Origin of the sequence: Pseudideonella sakaiensis (assembly GCF_048320135.1) — a bacterium.
In the GTDB taxonomy this organism is placed as follows: Bacteria; Pseudomonadota; Gammaproteobacteria; order Burkholderiales; family Burkholderiaceae_C; genus Ideonella_A; species Ideonella_A sakaiensis_A.
Genome location: NZ_CP182947.1, coordinates 1,896,386 through 1,912,704 on the forward strand (window position 1 = coordinate 1,896,386; position 16,319 = coordinate 1,912,704).

Consider the following 16,319-nt stretch of genomic DNA (forward strand, 5'->3'; position numbering starts at 1 on the left):
CTGGAGTCGGCGCTCTACGGCGCGTGGGCGTCGACGACCGCGGCTTCGAGTTCGTCGAAGGCCTGCTCGACCAGTTCGGCGAGCCGGCCGAGCCGCGGCAACTCGTCGGTTGCGATCAACCCGAAGAAGAGCTGGCCGGCATAGCTGAACAGCGTGATGTTCAGCAGGTTGCTTGCCGGCAGCGTGCTGATCGGATGCATCTCGTCCATCCTCGCGCCCTGCAGGTAGAGCCAGTCCTTCGGCCCCGGCACATTCGATACCAGCGTATTGCCCATCGGCGGCAAGGTGTTGCTGAGCTTCATCAACTCGGCGATCTGCGCGACCAGGCCGGTGATGATCGTATACGACTCGATCGCTTCCGGCGCGACGCTGTCGATCATCGTGCGCACATTGCGCAGCGAGAAACCGATGTTGCGCAGCCGCACATAGGGGTCGTCGGTCGGCGCCGACAACTCGACCTGGATGATGCCGAGCTTGTTACCGCCGGCCTTCTCGCCGGCCGGCCGCAGATTGACCGGCATCTGGATCGTGATCGGCCGCTTCAGCTCGACACCCTGTTCGCTGAGGTAACTGCGCAGCGCGCCATCGAGACAGGTCAACGCGACATGGTTCAGCGTCGAACGGGTGCGGCTGCGGATGCGGCTGACGCGCTCCATCGTGACCCCGGCGGTCGCGAACTGCCGGCCGGCGGTGACCTGGCCGGTCAGCGGTGTCTTGGCGGTCGATACGAACGGCACCGCGATCGCATTCTTCGTCAGCTTGACGCTTTCGAGCAGCAGCATCGCCGCCAGCCGGCTGATGCCCAGCAGGCGCATCGCGGTGCTGCTGAAATTTTTCTGCACCGCGTCCATCAGCGCGCGGTTGCGACGCTTGATCAGCGCGCCGTGGCGGGCATGCTTGCGGGTCCAGATCGGCTCGAACGACATGTCGTCGGGGTCGGCCGCCAGCCCTTCGGCGGTCCAGCGCGCCATCGTGACGCCGTCGGCGCAGGCATGGTGCATCTTCTGGTACAGCGCAAATCGGCCGCTGCCGAAATCACCGCCGAGGCCGTCGATGACGTGCAGTTCCCACAACGGCCGGGTCCGATCGAGCACCGGCTCGTGCAGCGCGGAGACGAAGGCATACAGCGCGCGCCGGTCGTTTCCGCCCTTCGGCAGCTTGTGGAAGAAGACATGGCGTGACATGTCGACATCGTCGGCGGCGCGCCACTGCGGCAGGCCGCTGCGCATGAATTCGATCACCTGGTTGAACGGCGGCTGCACGTCGCTTGCCGCCAGATACTGGCGGTACAGCTTTTTCACGAACGCGGCAGTCGTTTTCGGCGGACGCTTGAAGATCAGCAGGCCGGCGACATGTTTCGGGCTGGCCTCGGTCTCGGCGATGAAAAAACCGAGATCGAGCAAGGACAGTTTGCTCATGTGCGCTCGCAGGTTCGGGGAACAGCACGATTCTGACAGGCCGTTTCAGCCGCCGCGATCGCGCAGCGCCGCCAGGCTGTCGAGCAACACCCGCACCCGCGGCGGCAGCAAGCGGCCGGACGGCATCACCGCGCTGACCGGCATTGGCGGCGGCTGGTGCGCGGGCAGCACCTCGAGCAGTTCGCCGCGCGCCAGTTCGTCACTGACGACATAGTCCGGCAGCTGGCACAGGCCGAAACCGAGCCGCGCCGCATCGGCGAGACCCTCGCTGTCGTTCAGCTGGATCACGAACGGCGGATGGAGCTCGACCACCCGCCGCCCCTGCCGCAGCTGCCATGGCCGGCTGCGGCCGCTGCCGTGCAGCCGGAAGACGACCGCGGTGTGCGCGGCCAGGTCCTCGATCCGCTGCGGCTGGCCGTGTGCTTGCAGATAGGCAGGGCTCGCGACCATGATCAGCTTCTGCTGGTCGATGCGCCGCGCAACCAGCGACGAATCGCCGAGTTCACCGATGCGCACTGCGAGGTCGATGCCGTCGCGCACCAGGTCGGCAAAACCGTCGTCCATCCGCACCTCGAACTGCAGCGCCGGATGGCGGCGGTGCAACTCGGCCAGCAGCGGCATCACGAAGCGCCGCCCATAAACAATCGGCACGTCGATGCGCAGCGTGCCACTCGGCGCGCTGCGGGTGCCCGACGCGTCGGACTGCAGATCGTCGAATTCGGCCAGCACCCGCTCGCAGCGGTGGAACAGCCGCTCGCCGTCGGCCGTCAGGCTGACCTGCCGTGTCGTGCGGTGGAACAGCTTGACGCCGAGCGAGTCTTCGAGCCGGGCAACGCTTTTCGCCAGCGCCGACGGCGAGCCGCCGAGGTCGCGTGCGGCTGCGGCAAAGCTGCCGCGGCGTGCGGTCTGGGCAAATGCGAGCAGCTGCTGGAGACCGTGCATGGCGATCCGATTGAAGAACTTTTGTCTTCAATGTTAGGCCACTGGCGCATCTTCCGGAATAGCGATCGGCCGCCGACACTGGCACTACCGAGGCCAAGGAACCGAACCAACCGCTTGACCGAATGGAGAGATGACGATGTTCGTGATTGAACAGACCCGCCCCGCGAGCAGCCCGATCCCGGGTGTCGCCCACGCCACCTGGGCCGGCCATGCCGACGGCCTGGACCAGCTGTCGATCTGGCGGCAGACGCTGCAACCCGGTGCAGCGACGCCACCGCACCGTCACGACTGCGACGAGGTCGTGTTGTGCCTCGACGGCTGGGGCGAACTGCACATCGGCGATACGGTGCAGCGCTTCGGTGCCGACTGCAGCCTGGTGCTGCCGAAAGGAAAGGACCACCAGTTTTTCAACACCGGCCCGCGGCCGATGGAGATCATCGGCATCTTCGGCAGTTCACCGGTCGTCACCCGGCTGCCCGACGGCAGCGTGCTCGACCTGCCCTGGCGCAGCTGAACGCGCTGCCGCCTTTGGCTGGTCCGCCAGCACCGGCTGCAGCCACTCGACCGCGGCATCGGTCGGCTCGAGCAGCCGCAGCCGCTGGTCCTGCCACAAGGTGTCGGCGAGTTCCTCGAGCTGGTCCGGATCGATGCTGGGCCACTGCCGCTGCAAGCGATGCGAGCAGGCGGCGATCCAGGTCTTGCGGGGCAGTGATGGCAGGGCCGACATGGCCCCATCATACTGTATGAAACCACAGTATTCCAGCCACCGATAATTGTTGCCGTTGGTGGCCCGTCCCGGGCCTCACGCCATGCGGCAGAAGCGATGACCGGTCCCGGCGCTGTCCGATTTCCGTCGATCGAAGGGCTGCGCGCCTTCGAGGCCGCAGCCCGGCTCGGCAGTTTCGAACGCGCCGCCGACGAACTGCACTTGAGCGCGAGCGCGGTCGGCAAGCGGATCGCGACCGTCGAGGAGCTGATCGGCAGCGTGCTGCTGCAGCGCGGCGGCAAGTTGCTGACGCTGACCGCCGCCGGCCGCGACTACCTCGCGCAGGTGACGCCGGCGCTCGGCATGCTGGCGGCGGTACCGCAGCACCGCCGCGAGACGCAGGCCGCGCCGAAGCTGCGCATCACGACGCCGCCGACCTTTGCGCGACAGATCCTGGTGCCGCAGCTCGACGGCTATACCGCCGAACACCCGGAGGTCGAGATCGAGGTCGTGTTGTCGATACCGTTTGCGGCCGGCAGTGGTACCGAAAGCGACGTCGAGATCCAGCATGGCGACGCCGTCGCGGCCGGCGGCAGCGTGCTGATGGACGACGTCGTCCTGCCGCTGGCCGCACCGTCGCTGCTGGATCGGCTGCCGCCGCTGCGCAAGCCGGTCGACCTTGCCGGCGCGCCGCTGCTGCGCACGCCGATCGAACCATGGACGCCCTGGTTTCGCGCCGCCGGGCTCGACTGGCCCGAACCCGTCAGCGGCCCGAAATTGGTCGATCTCGGGCTGACGCTGGAAGCCGCCGTCGCAGGCCAGGGCATCGTGCTCGCGCGGCCAACGCTGGCGCGGCCGTGGCTGCAGCGTGACAGCCTGCGGCCGCTGTTCGACCTGACGGCGCGGCCGGCGAGCCAGTATTTCGTGCTGCACGGCAGCGGCGAGCCGGCGGCCGGATTCGCGCGCTGGCTGGCTGAGCGCTGCGCCGCACTCGCCGCCGAAGCGCAGGCACTTCTTTCCGGCCGCGCCTGAAGATCTTTCCGCCCGCTGCCCGGCGGTCTCGCCTACGATGCCGGCCGAGGAGACAAACACCCATGACCGTCATCACCACGATCGAAGACCTGCGCGTTCTGGCCGAGAAACGCGTGCCGCGGATGTTCTACGACTATGCCGACAGCGGCAGCTGGACCGAATCGACCTACCGCGCGAACGAAAGCGATTTCCAGAAGATCAAGCTGCGCCAGCGCGTTGCGGTCAACATGGAAAACCGCAGCACCGCGGTGAAAATGGTCGGCGTCGACGCGAAGATGCCGGTGTCGATCGCGCCGGTCGGCCTGACCGGCATGCAGCATGCCGATGGCGAGATCCATGCGGCGCGCGCGGCGCATAAATTCGGCATCCCGTTCACGCTGAGCACGATGAGCATCTGCTCGATCGAGGACATCGCCGAAGCGACCGGCTCGCCGTTCTGGTTCCAGCTCTACATGATGCGCGACCGCGATGCGATGGCGCGGATGATCGACCGCTGCAAGGCCGCGAACTGCAGCGCGCTGGTGCTGACGCTGGACCTGCAGGTGATCGGCCAGCGCCACAAGGACCTGAAAAACGGCCTGACCGCACCACCGCGGCCGACGATCGGCAACATCATCAACCTGATGACGAAGCCGCGCTGGTGCCTCGGCATGGCCGGCACGAAGCGGCGCAGCTTCGGCAACCTGGTCGGCCATGTGAAGGGTGTCAGCGACATGAGTTCGCTCGCCGCGTGGACCAACGAGCAGTTCGACCCGCGGCTGTCGTGGCCCGACGTCGAGTGGGTCAAGAAGCAATGGGGCGGCAAGCTGATCCTGAAAGGCATCATGGAAGTCGAGGATGCGCGGCTCGCGGTGCAAAGCGGCGCCGATGCGATCGTCGTCAGCAACCACGGCGGCCGCCAGCTCGACGGCGCGCCGAGCAGCATCGAGGTGCTGCCGGAAATCGTCGCCGCGGTCGGCGACCAGACCGAGGTCTGGATGGACGGCGGCATCCGCAGCGGGCAGGACGTGCTGAAGGCCTGGGCGCTCGGCGCCCGCGGGACGATGATCGGCCGCGCGATGGCCTACGGCCTCGGCGCGATGGGCGAGCAAGGTGTCACGAAGGCGCTGCAGATCATCCACAAGGAACTCGACGTGACGATGGCTTTCTGCGGCCACACGAACATCCTCAACGTCGACCGCAGCATCCTGCGGGCGGGGACGTTCCCGACCTGAGCGCGACTGGCCGCTGCCGCGGGCAGCGATGTCAACGCGCCAGCCCCGGATCGAGCGCTTCGGCAAACACGATCAGGTTGCCGTCGGGGTCGGCAACCGACAGTGTCCTGACCTGATCGCTGCTGGTCAGCTGACCGACTTCGATGCCAAGTTGCTGCACATGCGCGGCGACCGCGTCGCGATCGTCGACAGCAAGCGTCAGGGAGCCCTTGCCTGCCCGGTCGGCCTGTTCAAAAATCTGCAGCCAGCCGCCACGCGGAAACCGCCACTCGGCGAGCTTCGGCATCGGCGTCGAGTCCGCCGCCCTGCCAAACAGCCGTTCGTACCAGCCTGTCGACGCCGCGAAATCGCTGACCGCCAAGCCAGCCAGCGCATTGACGATGTTCATCGCATGTCCTCCGAGGTTGTGCCACGACCGCAGCATCCACGAGTGCCTTCTGCGAGCCGCTGCCGGTTCGTACCGCAATTGCATTCCGGCTCGGCGCCAGCCGGCAGCGTTAGGAGCTTACCGCGCCGGCTGCCGCCTCATCGACAAACGTCCAGGTATTCGCGCCATCGAATCGCCTGACCCGCACCGCGGCGATCAGCGCCGGATCGAAATTGCCGAGATTCACGCCATGCTGCGATCCGGGCTTCGGCTCGAGCGGTTCCCAATGGGTGACGCAGCCGCAGCTGCGGCAATGGAAGGTCGTAAGCGTCCTGTCACCCCAGACATAGCCGGCCGTCGCTGCCGGATGACCGTCGATCCTCACCGTGCCGAATTCGAAATAGACCCACGGGCCGCCGATGCGGCGGCACAGCGAGCAATTGCAGTCGGTCGCCACCGTCGGCGTCGACGGCAGCGTCAGGCGGACGGCGCCGCAATGGCAGGATCCTTCGTGCATGTGGATTTCTCTGGCGATTCGCCGGCTTGGTTTGCCCGCGTCGCTGCTGTGCGCCACGGCGCCAGGCCAGCAGTCTTTTATAAACGAAGCCCGCGGATTGACGCCGCTGATGCGACCGCGGTGCCTTGACGCCTCGGCTCAGCCGGCTAAAGTCGTCGATCGCCGGTCTGCATTCCCGCAGCCCGCAGTCTTTCGAAAGGACGCGGCATGGCGCAATTTCTGATTCGCAGCTTCGACGGGCCGTCACCGTATGCGACGGCCGAATTTCCGACCGGATCGCTGCCGCGCAGCAGGGATGAGAGTTATGTGCCGTGGGCACTGACGGTCGGTGGCAAGGTCATCTATGCGGTGCACGGGCAGCACCGGTCGTGGCCGGGCAGTGCGGCGCATCAGGGCATCGGCACCAGCTCGGCCAACGCCGCCTACATCAAGCCCTACGACAGCCTGGTCAGCCAGAACCGGCGGCGGCTCGCCGAATCGGCGCTCGGGCTGCTGGCATTGCAGCATCCTGCCTTCACGAAGGGCGGTGTCGATGCGGTCAACAAGGGCATCCAGCAATACCTCGACATGATGTATGTCAGCCGGCGGCAGGAGCTGACCGATGCGATGTTTGCGCAGATCGGCCACTACTTCTATACCAACGGCGGCACCGGGTTCGGCCGGATCTCGACCAGCCACAAGAATGCGGTCGGCGCCGATGGCGTGCGCAAGGGCATCTTCGCGGCGCTGGCGCGCGGCCGGCTCGACCAGAAGCTGGCGATCCACGATGCGGTCGGCCGCAAGCTGCTGCCGGCACTCGGCGGCCCGCAGCTCGCCACCTACGACCACTGGATGTCGATCGTTCGCCAGGACTGGTTCGACAACGCGCAGATGCGTGGCCGCGCAAACGCGCCGACCCGGGCCCAGCCGACCAAGGTCGGAGGCATCACGAATACCCGGCTCGGCAATGTCGCGATCGCCCGCACCCGCGGCGTCGACAGCTACCAGCGCGACCTGCATCGCACCCGCCAGCCGCAGGCCGACGACTATTACGACGACCTCGATGCCCGCAACCTGCTGTTCGGTGCCGGCATCTCAGGCACCACCGGCACATTGCTGGCCGCCGCATTCGCCTTCGCAGGCGTGATGCGCGGCGAGCCGCTGAAGGAATATGTGCTGGCGATCATCGGCTACCTGGTCGGTGGCGGCATGCACAGCTACCACGAGTCGATGGCGGTCGCGCAGAAAGCCGGCCTGCCGTATACACCCGGCGCCTTCATCCCCAGCCTGCCGCAAGCCTTTCTCAATTCGATGCAGTTCCGCAACTGGCGCGCCGAGTACTACGATGTCGTCGAACTCGGCGCAACCCACTGGCGGCACAACGCCGGCGCGCTGCCGTCGCATCTGAATACGCAGCTGCGGCACTGAGCGCCAATCCGCGAGCCCCCCGCTCGCTCACCGCGGCTCGTTACCACCGGCCGGCGGCAGCTCAGCGACGCTGGGTCCTCCCGTCACCTCAGGCAATTTCGCGCGCAGCCCCGGTTGCCGCTCGATCAGCGCCATCAGTTCGAGGTGAGCCAGCACCAGCGCCTGCGTCGGCTCGACCGCAAGCGCCCGGTAGCCGACGCGTTCAGGCGTGCAGACATGCTGCTGGCCGAAGGCCTCGCCTTCGTGCAGGCTGGTCTGTGGCGGCAGCTCGGCGGCCGCCGCGACGGTTTGCGCCGCGCCGTCGGGATCGGCTTCTGCCGATGCAGTTTCGGCCGGCGCAAGCTCGAGCTGCACCTTGCCGCGTTCGATCACCCACAACGAGGCCTGCACATCGCCAGCCTCGAACAGGTGGTCGCCGGCGGCGAAGCGGCGCAGCCGGAATTCCTGCGCGAGCCGGCCACGTTCGGCATCGTCGAGGCGGCGGAACGCCGGGATGTGCACCAGCACCGACGCCAGGATGCGCGCGCGGTAGGCCTCGCGAACCGCCTTGTCGAGATCGGGGTGGCCGCTGGTCAGCTCGGTCAGGTCCTCGCGCGACAGCTCGAGCACTGCGCAGGGTTCGACTGCGCGGACGGTCGCGGTGCGCTTGACGCCGGCGAGCAGCGCGATCTCGCCGAAGAAATCGCCTTCGCCGAGCCGGCCCTGGCGGCGGATGCCGCCCGGTGCGGCCTCGTCCCTGGCCTCGACCTCGACGGTGCCGGTCGCGATCAGGTACATCGTGTCGCCGGCATCGCCTTCGTTGACGATCGCCTCGCCGGCAGGGAACGAGATCGGCCGCAGCACATTCGAGATTCGCGCCACGTCGGCCGGCGGCAGCTCTGAAAAGAATGGGATCCGCCGCACCAGTTCCTCCGGCCGGATCAGCCGGGCGCCGCCCTTTTGCAGGCTGCGCGCGCGGCCCATCGCATCGTGGATTTCGTCGACCGCCTCGGCCGCAACCTTCTCAGGCACGCGGCCGCGGTCGACCAGTTCGCGGATCACGTCTTCCTCGCTTTGCAGGCAGAAGCGTTCGGACAGCGACTCCTGCATCCGCGCCGTATGTTCGGGATAGATCCGTGCGGTCGACTCGAAGCGCCGCCGCACCGCATCGCGCTGGCCGGCATAGAAGTTCGACACCGCACGCAGCGAGGCATTGGAGATCGCGCCGGCCGTTTCGAGGTCCTTGATCTCGACCAGCGCCGCCTCGATCGACGACATCCGCGCCACCGCCAGCTGGTAGTCGCGGCCGACCAGGCTGGCGCGCAGCGCATCGGCGATGCGGCCGCGGCCGAGCAGGCGGCCGGACCAGCGGCGCAGCCGGTCGCCGAGCCGCGTGCCGCCGCCGCGCGCCAGTTCGTCGAGGTCGGGTTCATCGCCGCGTTTCAGCAGCTCGAGCTGGTTGTCGAGCGTGATGTGCAAGTCCTTCATCACCCACTCGGCGATTTCGCCGCGGTAGAACAGTTCGCGCAGCTGCACCGATTCGCCTGCAAAACAGTGGCCAAGCAGCATCCGCCGCTCGTCGTCGACGCCGAATTCGCTGGCATCGCCGCGGCGGATCGTCGCGAGGTCGCGGCGCAGCGCAGCCTCGGCGCGCACATAGCGGTCGGTCACCAGGTCGTAGACCTCGCGCGAGATCACACCGTCGTCGCGCAGGCCGAGCAGCCGCAGCCGCGCCTCGCGTTTCGCGAGCAGCCGGGCCTGCATCGCCGCGACACGGTCCTGCGCGGTGATGCGGCCTATGCCGAGCATGCGGATCAGCGGCGTCAGCGTCGGCGCATTGATCAGGATCGTGAAGAAGACGACGCCGAACGCAAGGTGCAGGATGTAGGGCTTCAGCGCCTGCCATTCGAGCCAGGCCGGCGCCTGCTCGGAGCCGCCGGCGGCCGCCAGCACCTGCTCGTCGAGTTGCGACAGCGACAGCGCGACGACCAGCACCAGCGCGCCGCGCATGCCGCCCCACCACATCACCGTCTGCACCGGCAGGTCGACCTTGTGTTCACTGACGCGGTTGACCAGCGGCATCAGCGTGAAGATGCCGCTGGCCCGCGCGATCAGCACTGCGACGATCGCCACCGCGATCGAATCGGCATAGGTGATCAGGCCCTCGGCGCGCAGGCTCAGGCCGACCAGCAGGAAAACGATCGAATTGGCAACGAATGCCAGATAGGCCCAGTAATGCTCGAGCGGGCCGATCACCTGTGGCGAGATCTTCGTGCGCCCGTAGTTCCCGACCGTCAACCCGGCGCCGATCACCGCCATCACATCGGAGACGCCGACCAGGCCGGCGGCGAGGAACGACGCGAATGCGCAGACCGTCGTCAATGTGATCTCGACCCGCGAGTCCTCGGCCAGTGCGAGCAGCCACGAGCAGACCAGCCCGACAGCCGCGCCGAAGACGAGCCCGCCGACGCCGAGCCAGAGGAAATCGGCAAAGCCGCGCGCCAGCAGCACCAGCACGCCATCGGCCGCTGCGGCCGGATCGACCATGATCTTCAGGATGATGCCGAAAAGCACCAGCGCGGTGCCGGTATTGAAGAGGGCCTCGCCTTCGGCCAGCATCGCGAGCCGCTTCGGCGCGCCGAGGTCGCGGAAGATCGCGACAACGGCCACCGCATCGGTGGTCGAGACCATCGCGCCGAACAGCAGCGCGGCAACCAGCACGCGGTGGTGCGGAATGTCGCCGAACAGGAACAGCAGCAATGCAACCACCGCGGTCGAGATCAGCACCGCCGGGATCGCCAGCGTCGCGATCGGCAGGATGTTGCGCAGCAGGCGCCGGCTTTCGATGTGGAAGGCCGCCTGGAAGATCAGGATCGGCAGCAGCACATAGAGCACGACCCCCGGCGTCAGCTCGAAGCCGTCGAGCCGGCTCTCGGCAATCAGGCCCTCGTCGACCGCCCGGCGCAGCAGTGTGGCCAGCGCCGCGCCGGTCAGCACCAGCGCCACCGCATACGGCAGCCGCACCCGCTTGACCGCACTGACGACGGCCGCCGCGAGGAACAGCAGCACCGTGACGACGAGCACGACCTGCTCGGCCATGGATTCTCCCCAGACGTTGCAGAAAGCCGTCGCCGGCCCGAGTCAGGCCGGCAGCAAGCCGCGAGTCGTGTCCTGCGGATGATCCTAAGCGGTGGTGGCGACGGCGTCCACCCGGGATCACGAGCGAACCGATGCGATCATCGGCAGGTGCAGCAGGCCGAGACCGACTCGAAGGATCGACGAGATGCAACTGTTTGATGCCGCGGCCACACGCGATGCGCTGCCGCTCGACCGGCTGATCGCCGCGCTGCGCGAGGCGTTCGCAGCCGACGACATCACGGTGCCGCTGCGCCACGTGCACGAAGTTGCAGGCGCCGCAGCGCAGCCACCGGCGTTCACGTCGCTGATCATGCCGGCATGGCAGGCGGGCCGCGCCTATGGCGTGAAGATCGTCAATATCGCGCCGGGCAATGCGGCACGCGGCCTGCCCGGCCTGCATGCAAGTTATCTGCTGCACGATGCCGCCACCGGCGTGCCGATCGCGCTGCTCGACGGCGACCAGATCACCGCCCGGCGCACCGCGGCCGCATCGGCACTGGCGGCGTCGTTTCTTGCCCGCGACGACGCCAGCAGGCTGCTCGTCGTCGGCGCCGGCCGCGTTGCCGGGCTTCTGCCCGCCGCCTACCGCTGCGTGCGCGGCATCGAGCGGGTCACGGTATGGGCACGGTCCGCCAAGGCAGCGACAGCGCTGGTCGACGATCTGCGCGCCGATGGCTTCGATGCGCATGCCGCGACCGACCTGCCGCAGGCGGCTGGCGCCGCCGATGTTGTCAGCTGCGCGACGCTCGCGTCGGCGCCAGTAATCTGCGGCCGCTGGCTGCGCGATGGATCGCACCTCGACCTGATCGGCAGCTTCACGCCGGCGATGCGCGAGGCCGACGACGACTGTTTTCGCGGCAGCCGATTGTTCGTCGATACCGACGAGGCGCTGGTCAAGAGCGGCGAACTGCTCGGCCCGATCGCACGCGGCGTGATCAGCGCGGCCGATGTGCAGGCGACGCTCGCCGACCTTTGCCGCGGCACGCAGCGCGGCCGGCAATCCACAACCGAACGCACGGTTTTCAAATCGGTCGGCAGCGCGCTCGAAGACCTGGTTGCGGCGATGCTGGTCGCCGGCGCCTGAGGAACCGGCCGCCGATCAGTCGAGCGGCCGCGTCAGATAAACCGCCTCGCGGCCGACGATCGGCTGCTGCGTCGGCATGAAGATCGTGCAGTTGTTGCACAACGCGCGGATTTCCTCGTCGCCATTGACTGCGATCAGCTCGCCTTCATCGAAGGTCTCGAAGCCGACCACCGGGCGGGTGAACGTGAAATCGGTCGATTTCACGAGGTGCGTCTTCAGCAGTTCGAAGCGGCGCGGTGCGGGTCGCTCGGCCGGCTTTGGTTCGACCGGATCGACAAGGCCGAAGTGGGCCAGAAAGTCGTAGGTCACCGCGGTCGCCAAGTCCGCGGCCGAGCGCTTGAAATGTTGTCCGCATTCGACGACCGCGGTGGTACCCGGTCCGTCGTCGGTGCCGTGGTGGCCATGGTGCGCCAGACCGACACCGGTGCGCAGCCCGCCGGGCATCACCAGATGCACGTCTGGCCGGCCGAGCGCGGTCAGCACCTCGGTATTGCGCTGAAATGGCGTATAGACCCAGAACGGCACGACATCGGTGCGTGTCGAGTGGATGTCGAGGATGTGGTCGGCCGCGGCGACGACCGGCCGCAGCTCGCGCGCACGGCGCAGCTCCGGGCTGTCTCCGCCGCCGTCGAGCATCTCGGCCGACCAGATGCGGTTCAGGTTGTGCACCAGCTGCCGGTTTTCGTAGGGACGCTCCGGATCGAAAGCCTCGTAGGCCTCAATGTTGGCAAAACTGACGGTGAGCACGCCGATCTTCGGCCGCACCTCGTTGTCGAGCAGATGCGTCGCGGCGACCATGCCGCAGATCTCGTTGCCGTGAGTCAGCGCATTGATCAGCACATGCGGGCCGGGTTTGCCCGAGTCAAAGCGGTGCACATAGTCGACCCCGGTATTGCCGCGCCTGTACGGCGACAGGTCGCGTTGTTCGACTTCGAAAACGGTGGTTCGTGTGGTCGTCATGGCAAGGCGCGGCGGCGGCCGCAAGTGGGCGGTCGCCGGATGCTAAGGCAACGCCGTCAGCAGTCGACGAAGCGCCCCAGCCGCACCGCGGTCAGTCCCTTCTCCAGCCGGCGTGACGGCATGATCAGCACGCAGTTGTCGTAGGGGGCGCGGATCTCTCGCTCGCCGTCGTGGCCGATCAGGTCGCCGGCCTTTGGCAGCACCTCCATGCCGACGAAGTCGCCGGCAAAGCGGAACTGGTCGGTCTCGATCGTCACCGGATCGGTGATCTCGATGATCTGCTGCGTGGCGGGTTCGCCGGCCAGCAGGTGGCTGCGCACGAAGGCCGGATCGATGATCTCGAAGTGCGAGAGAAAACGCAGCGTCATCTCCTTCGCGACGACCGCACTCGACGCTGCGAAATGCTGGCCGCATTCGACCAGCAGCGCATTGCGCGGGCTGGCCTCGTCGCCAAAATCCCGGTAGTCGCGCATCCGCCGCCCGGCTGCATGGCCCTGGTCGGCCATCACATACATCGGGTAGCCGATCGCGCGCGCCAGCTCGCGGCCCTTGCGGGTCGGCCCGCACAGCAGCAGCGGCGGCGTCGGGTGCTGCATCGAATGGATGTCGAGCAGGAAGTCGACGCCGTCGAGCAGGCTGCGCAGCGCCCGCGCTCGGGTCAACTCGCGGCTGGTGCGCTCGCCGTCGAGCGTCGCCGCGTCCCACACCCGGTTCATGTCCTCGTCGACGAAGCGGCTGTCGTCCGGCCGCGTCGGATCGAAGGCCTGGTAGGCCTCGACATTGATGAAGGCCAGCGTCAGCCTGCCACGGGTCGGCCGGACCTGCAGCCGCAGCAGCCAGTCGAGCACGACCGCGCCGCTCAGCTCGTTGCCGTGCACCAGCGCCGACACCATCACATGCGGCCCGGGCCGCCCGCTGTCGAAGCTGTGGACGAAGTCGATGCCGGCATTGCCGCTGCGCCAGATTTCGAGGTCCGGCGGGTCGATCTCGATCGGGTACTGAAGGCTGCTGTTGTCCATCGCGGTGAATGCCAACTGGCGTCGTGGAGTTGCGGCGATTGTCCGGCAGATGGCGCTCAATTCAGCGGCTCAGGCTGCGCAGGAATGCCGCCAGATCGGCCGCCTGCCGCGCATCCAGATTCAGCGGCCGCAGCAGCTGCACGCCGTCGGCATGCAGCCGGTCGAGGTCTATCCGGTCGTAGTGGCGCACGACATCCTCGATCGTCGCCAGGCCGCCGTCGTGCATGTACGGTGCGGTCGCGGCGAGCTGGCGCAGCCCCGGCACGCGGAATTCGCCGAAATGGCGGTGCTCGACGACAAGCTGGCGGGTCAGCAGCGCGGCCGGATCGACGTCGCCGGCATCGTTGTAAGGGCCGGTCCGGTTCATCGCACTGGCGCGCAGCGTGCGCAGGCCGCCGAAGCGCCCCGGATCGACGCCGCTGCTGACGAAAAACGGCCGGCCGATATCGGCAAACTCACCGTTCGTGAACAGCGGCCCGGCATGGCAGACATTGCAGCGGCCGTCGCCGACGAAGAGGCGCAAGCCACGTTGCGCGGCAAGCGGATAACGGCCGGCCACGGCGGTATCGCCGCGCAGCAGCGCATCGCGAAAATCGTCGAACGGCGTGCGTGGCGAGACCAGCGTCGCCTGGTAGGCGGCAAGTGCCTTTGCCAGATCGACCGCCAGCGCTTTATCGTCGGCCGGCATCGTTTTGCCGAAAGTCTGGCGATAGGCCGCGACCCAGGCCGGGCGCCGCCGCGCGACGGCGGCCAGGCGGTCGACCGATCCGGCCATCTCGCTGTCGGCGAGCAGTGGCGCCAGGCTCGCTGCCCACAACGAATCGTTGGCACCGTCCCAGCCGAACCAGCGCTGCTGTGCGACGTCGAGCAGCGTCGGCGTATTGCGCTGGCCTGCGCTGCGACCGAGTGCGGTCGGCCGGCCGTCCTGGAACGCGCGGTCGGGGCGATGGCAGCCGGCACACGACAGGCTGCCGTCGGCCGACAGCTGCTTGTCGAAAAACAGCAGCCGGCCGAAGCGGATTGCCGCCGGATTGCCGTCGACCCGGTTCGATGGGTCACGCCTGACCGGCGGTGGCCACGGCCCGTGCGAGGCGATCGATGCGCGCTCGCCGGCATTGAAATCGAGCACCGTCTGCGCCGCCAGCGGCGTCGCGAACAGCGCAGCCAGCCAGAGCAGGCCACTGCCGATCCGCATTGCCTTCACCGCAACAACACGCTGTCGCGCAGCTGCACGTCGCGCCCGCCGGCGCGCAGATCGAAGACCATTTCCCAGCGGCCCGGCATGTGCCACATCAGGCCCTCGACCCGCCAGCGGCCGTTGCCGAGCGGCTGCAGCAGCGGGCGGTAGTTCATGCCGTGGCGGTGCTCGGGCATCGTCGCGTCGATCCGCCGCAGCACGCTCTCGGCCGGGCAGACATCGATCAGCAGCACGAACGGCTGCGCGACGGCAATCGGTGCCGACTCGACTCGCCAGGCGATCCGCGTCTGGTCAGCTTCGACGACCGTCGCCAGCGGATCCGGCGGCGGGCATGGCGCAGCAGACAGGCCGGCCGACGCCAGCAGCAGTGCGCCGGGCAGCCAGCAGCCACGCAACGTCATTTCGCGGCACCACGCGGCGCCGTTGTCATCATCGACGCGAACAAGGCCTCGCCATTGCGCCAGGCGATCCGTTCGGCGACCGCCGGCGGCAGGTCGGCGAGCCAGCGGCGGGCCGATTCGGCATGTTCGACGACGTAATACCAGCGCTCCGGGGTGAAGGTATCGGTGCCGAGCAGAAAACGATCGGGAAAGGCGAGAAAGACCTCGCGCCACGCCGGGTCGACCTTGTTGCCGCGCGCGTGGTCGTTGCGAAATGCCAGGTCGCACCACAGGTTCTTGTATTTGCGCAGCATCTCTGCCACCTTGTCCGGCGCGTCGAAACCGGAATGCGCCCACAGGATCCGCGCAGCGGGATCCTGGCGGAACTGGCGCTCGATCGCATCGGCGTCGGAATGCGAATGCAGATACAGCTTGTGCTCGCGCGCCAGTTCGACGACGCGGCGCATCACCGGCAGGTCGGCGTCGGCGCCGAATACATGGTATTCACCGATCGCGACATAGCGGTGCCGCGAAAGCCGCGTCTCGAGGTGGCCGATCACGGTCTGGTCGTGCAGCCAGCTGCCGATTTCGCCGCGCGTGCGGTACGGCCGCAACACAGGCAACACGAGGTCGGGTGCAGCCGCATGAAGCATCTGCGTGCCGTCATCGCTGCTGCTCGAGACCATCGCATATTTGAGCCCGGCCTGCCGCAGCAGCGCCACTGCCTGCTGCGGCGGCAGCTTGTCCCAGGCATCGTGGCTGTAGTGCAAATGGGCGTCGAAGATCGGCAGGCGCTGCGGCTCGGCGGCCACCACCGGCAGCGCGCCGGCGCCCAACCCGACGAGCCACGCGGCAAGCACCATCCGCCTGCGCCAATTGCTGATGCCGTAACCAACCATCACCTGCCTCCTCGCCTGCATCGCTGACCGATCAGCCAGCCGTCAGCTGCGTTTTACCC

The 16,319-nt window shown here is 67.8% G+C and carries 16 protein-coding genes; 5 read left to right on the forward strand and 11 right to left on the reverse strand.

Features of this window, described 5'->3' with window-relative positions; translation table 11 throughout:
* Nucleotides 1-14: 14 nt before the first annotated feature.
* Together ACNH6H_RS08400 and ACNH6H_RS08405 are read right to left on the reverse strand one after the other, a co-directional pair.
* Nucleotides 15-1,418: a wax ester/triacylglycerol synthase family O-acyltransferase gene (locus ACNH6H_RS08400; RefSeq protein WP_418317042.1), complete on the reverse strand. Its 1,404-nt coding sequence runs from the start codon at nucleotides 1,416-1,418 to the stop codon at nucleotides 15-17.
* Between the two features lie 45 nt (nucleotides 1,419-1,463).
* Complete coding sequence (locus ACNH6H_RS08405; RefSeq protein ID WP_418317043.1) at nucleotides 1,464-2,360, reverse strand: LysR family transcriptional regulator; 897 nt, start codon at nucleotides 2,358-2,360, stop codon at nucleotides 1,464-1,466.
* A 136-nt stretch (nucleotides 2,361-2,496) separates the two neighbouring features.
* Between ACNH6H_RS08405 and ACNH6H_RS08410 the strand changes: the two genes are divergently transcribed.
* Entirely contained in the window at nucleotides 2,497-2,874 is a 378-nt protein-coding gene (locus ACNH6H_RS08410) for a cupin domain-containing protein (RefSeq protein WP_418317044.1), read from the forward strand.
* On the opposite strand, the gene ACNH6H_RS08415 is transcribed toward ACNH6H_RS08410, so the two are convergent.
* Nucleotides 2,815-3,087 carry a hypothetical protein gene (locus ACNH6H_RS08415; RefSeq protein WP_418317045.1) on the reverse strand — a complete coding sequence of 91 codons (273 nt, stop codon included), beginning with the start codon at nucleotides 3,085-3,087 and terminating at the stop codon, nucleotides 2,815-2,817. The genes ACNH6H_RS08410 and ACNH6H_RS08415 overlap by 60 nt on opposite strands.
* Nucleotides 3,088-3,183: 96 nt before the next feature.
* Here ACNH6H_RS08415 and ACNH6H_RS08420 point away from each other — a divergent pair, with 96 nt between their 5' ends.
* Both ACNH6H_RS08420 and ACNH6H_RS08425 read left to right on the forward strand, forming a co-directional pair.
* Nucleotides 3,184-4,098 (forward strand): LysR family transcriptional regulator, encoded by a 915-nt coding sequence (locus ACNH6H_RS08420; protein WP_418317046.1) that lies wholly within the window; start codon nucleotides 3,184-3,186, stop codon nucleotides 4,096-4,098.
* 62 nt (nucleotides 4,099-4,160) lie between these two features.
* Entirely contained in the window at nucleotides 4,161-5,312 is a 1,152-nt protein-coding gene (locus tag ACNH6H_RS08425) for an alpha-hydroxy acid oxidase (protein WP_418317047.1), read from the forward strand.
* Between the two features lie 31 nt (nucleotides 5,313-5,343).
* On the opposite strand, the gene ACNH6H_RS08430 is transcribed toward ACNH6H_RS08425, so the two are convergent.
* Nucleotides 5,344-5,700 (reverse strand): VOC family protein, encoded by a 357-nt coding sequence (locus ACNH6H_RS08430; RefSeq protein WP_418317048.1) that lies wholly within the window; start codon nucleotides 5,698-5,700, stop codon nucleotides 5,344-5,346.
* Nucleotides 5,701-5,809: 109 nt separating this feature from the next.
* Nucleotides 5,810-6,196 (reverse strand): GFA family protein, encoded by a 387-nt coding sequence (locus ACNH6H_RS08435; protein ID WP_418317049.1) that lies wholly within the window; start codon nucleotides 6,194-6,196, stop codon nucleotides 5,810-5,812.
* 207 nt (nucleotides 6,197-6,403) lie between these two features.
* Between ACNH6H_RS08435 and ACNH6H_RS08440 the strand changes: the two genes are divergently transcribed.
* Nucleotides 6,404-7,603, forward strand: a complete 1,200-nt coding sequence (locus ACNH6H_RS08440; protein ID WP_418317050.1) for a hypothetical protein — start codon at nucleotides 6,404-6,406, stop codon at nucleotides 7,601-7,603.
* Between the two features lie 27 nt (nucleotides 7,604-7,630).
* On the opposite strand, the gene ACNH6H_RS08445 is transcribed toward ACNH6H_RS08440, so the two are convergent.
* Complete coding sequence (locus tag ACNH6H_RS08445) at nucleotides 7,631-10,681, reverse strand: cation:proton antiporter (protein ID WP_418317051.1); 3,051 nt, start codon at nucleotides 10,679-10,681, stop codon at nucleotides 7,631-7,633.
* A 184-nt stretch (nucleotides 10,682-10,865) separates the two neighbouring features.
* On the opposite strand from ACNH6H_RS08445, the gene ACNH6H_RS08450 reads away from it, so the two are divergent.
* Entirely contained in the window at nucleotides 10,866-11,804 is a 939-nt protein-coding gene (locus ACNH6H_RS08450) for an ornithine cyclodeaminase family protein (RefSeq protein ID WP_418317052.1), read from the forward strand.
* A gap of 15 nt (nucleotides 11,805-11,819) precedes the next feature.
* Here ACNH6H_RS08450 and ACNH6H_RS08455 read toward each other — a convergent pair whose 3' ends face one another.
* From ACNH6H_RS08455 to ACNH6H_RS08475, 5 genes are all read right to left on the reverse strand, one after another.
* A complete protein-coding gene (locus tag ACNH6H_RS08455) occupies nucleotides 11,820-12,764 on the reverse strand; it encodes a succinylglutamate desuccinylase (protein WP_418317053.1) in 945 nt (314 codons plus the stop codon).
* A gap of 56 nt (nucleotides 12,765-12,820) precedes the next feature.
* Entirely contained in the window at nucleotides 12,821-13,783 is a 963-nt protein-coding gene (locus ACNH6H_RS08460; RefSeq protein ID WP_418317054.1) for a M14 family metallopeptidase, read from the reverse strand.
* Between the two features lie 61 nt (nucleotides 13,784-13,844).
* Nucleotides 13,845-14,978 carry a cytochrome-c peroxidase gene (locus tag ACNH6H_RS08465; RefSeq protein ID WP_418317055.1) on the reverse strand — a complete coding sequence of 378 codons (1,134 nt, stop codon included), beginning with the start codon at nucleotides 14,976-14,978 and terminating at the stop codon, nucleotides 13,845-13,847.
* Nucleotides 14,979-14,983: 5 nt separating this feature from the next.
* On the reverse strand, nucleotides 14,984-15,382 hold the full coding sequence (locus ACNH6H_RS08470; RefSeq protein ID WP_418317056.1) for a hypothetical protein: 399 nt from the start codon (nucleotides 15,380-15,382) through the stop codon (nucleotides 14,984-14,986).
* Nucleotides 15,379-16,260 carry an amidohydrolase family protein gene (locus tag ACNH6H_RS08475; protein WP_418317057.1) on the reverse strand — a complete coding sequence of 294 codons (882 nt, stop codon included), beginning with the start codon at nucleotides 16,258-16,260 and terminating at the stop codon, nucleotides 15,379-15,381. The genes ACNH6H_RS08470 and ACNH6H_RS08475 overlap by 4 nt, the downstream gene beginning before the upstream one ends.
* Nucleotides 16,261-16,319: the final 59 nt, after the last annotated feature.

What these genes read in the sequence shown, in the direction of transcription:
- ACNH6H_RS08400 (WP_418317042.1), bottom strand. Translation starts at nt 1,418, where the DNA reads ATGAGCAAACTGTCCTTGCTCGATCTCGGTTTTTTCATCGCCGAGACC.
- ACNH6H_RS08405 (WP_418317043.1), bottom strand. Translation starts at nt 2,360, where the DNA reads ATGCACGGTCTCCAGCAGCTGCTCGCATTTGCCCAGACCGCACGCCGC.
- ACNH6H_RS08410 (WP_418317044.1), top strand. Translation starts at nt 2,497, where the DNA reads ATGTTCGTGATTGAACAGACCCGCCCCGCGAGCAGCCCGATCCCGGGT.
- ACNH6H_RS08415 (WP_418317045.1), bottom strand. Translation starts at nt 3,087, where the DNA reads ATGTCGGCCCTGCCATCACTGCCCCGCAAGACCTGGATCGCCGCCTGC.
- ACNH6H_RS08420 (WP_418317046.1), top strand. Translation starts at nt 3,184, where the DNA reads ATGACCGGTCCCGGCGCTGTCCGATTTCCGTCGATCGAAGGGCTGCGC.
- ACNH6H_RS08425 (WP_418317047.1), top strand. Translation starts at nt 4,161, where the DNA reads ATGACCGTCATCACCACGATCGAAGACCTGCGCGTTCTGGCCGAGAAA.
- ACNH6H_RS08430 (WP_418317048.1), bottom strand. Translation starts at nt 5,700, where the DNA reads ATGAACATCGTCAATGCGCTGGCTGGCTTGGCGGTCAGCGATTTCGCG.
- ACNH6H_RS08435 (WP_418317049.1), bottom strand. Translation starts at nt 6,196, where the DNA reads ATGCACGAAGGATCCTGCCATTGCGGCGCCGTCCGCCTGACGCTGCCG.
- ACNH6H_RS08440 (WP_418317050.1), top strand. Translation starts at nt 6,404, where the DNA reads ATGGCGCAATTTCTGATTCGCAGCTTCGACGGGCCGTCACCGTATGCG.
- ACNH6H_RS08445 (WP_418317051.1), bottom strand. Translation starts at nt 10,681, where the DNA reads ATGGCCGAGCAGGTCGTGCTCGTCGTCACGGTGCTGCTGTTCCTCGCG.
- ACNH6H_RS08450 (WP_418317052.1), top strand. Translation starts at nt 10,866, where the DNA reads ATGCAACTGTTTGATGCCGCGGCCACACGCGATGCGCTGCCGCTCGAC.
- ACNH6H_RS08455 (WP_418317053.1), bottom strand. Translation starts at nt 12,764, where the DNA reads ATGACGACCACACGAACCACCGTTTTCGAAGTCGAACAACGCGACCTG.
- ACNH6H_RS08460 (WP_418317054.1), bottom strand. Translation starts at nt 13,783, where the DNA reads ATGGACAACAGCAGCCTTCAGTACCCGATCGAGATCGACCCGCCGGAC.
- ACNH6H_RS08465 (WP_418317055.1), bottom strand. Translation starts at nt 14,978, where the DNA reads ATGCGGATCGGCAGTGGCCTGCTCTGGCTGGCTGCGCTGTTCGCGACG.
- ACNH6H_RS08470 (WP_418317056.1), bottom strand. Translation starts at nt 15,382, where the DNA reads ATGACGTTGCGTGGCTGCTGGCTGCCCGGCGCACTGCTGCTGGCGTCG.
- ACNH6H_RS08475 (WP_418317057.1), bottom strand. Translation starts at nt 16,260, where the DNA reads ATGGTTGGTTACGGCATCAGCAATTGGCGCAGGCGGATGGTGCTTGCC.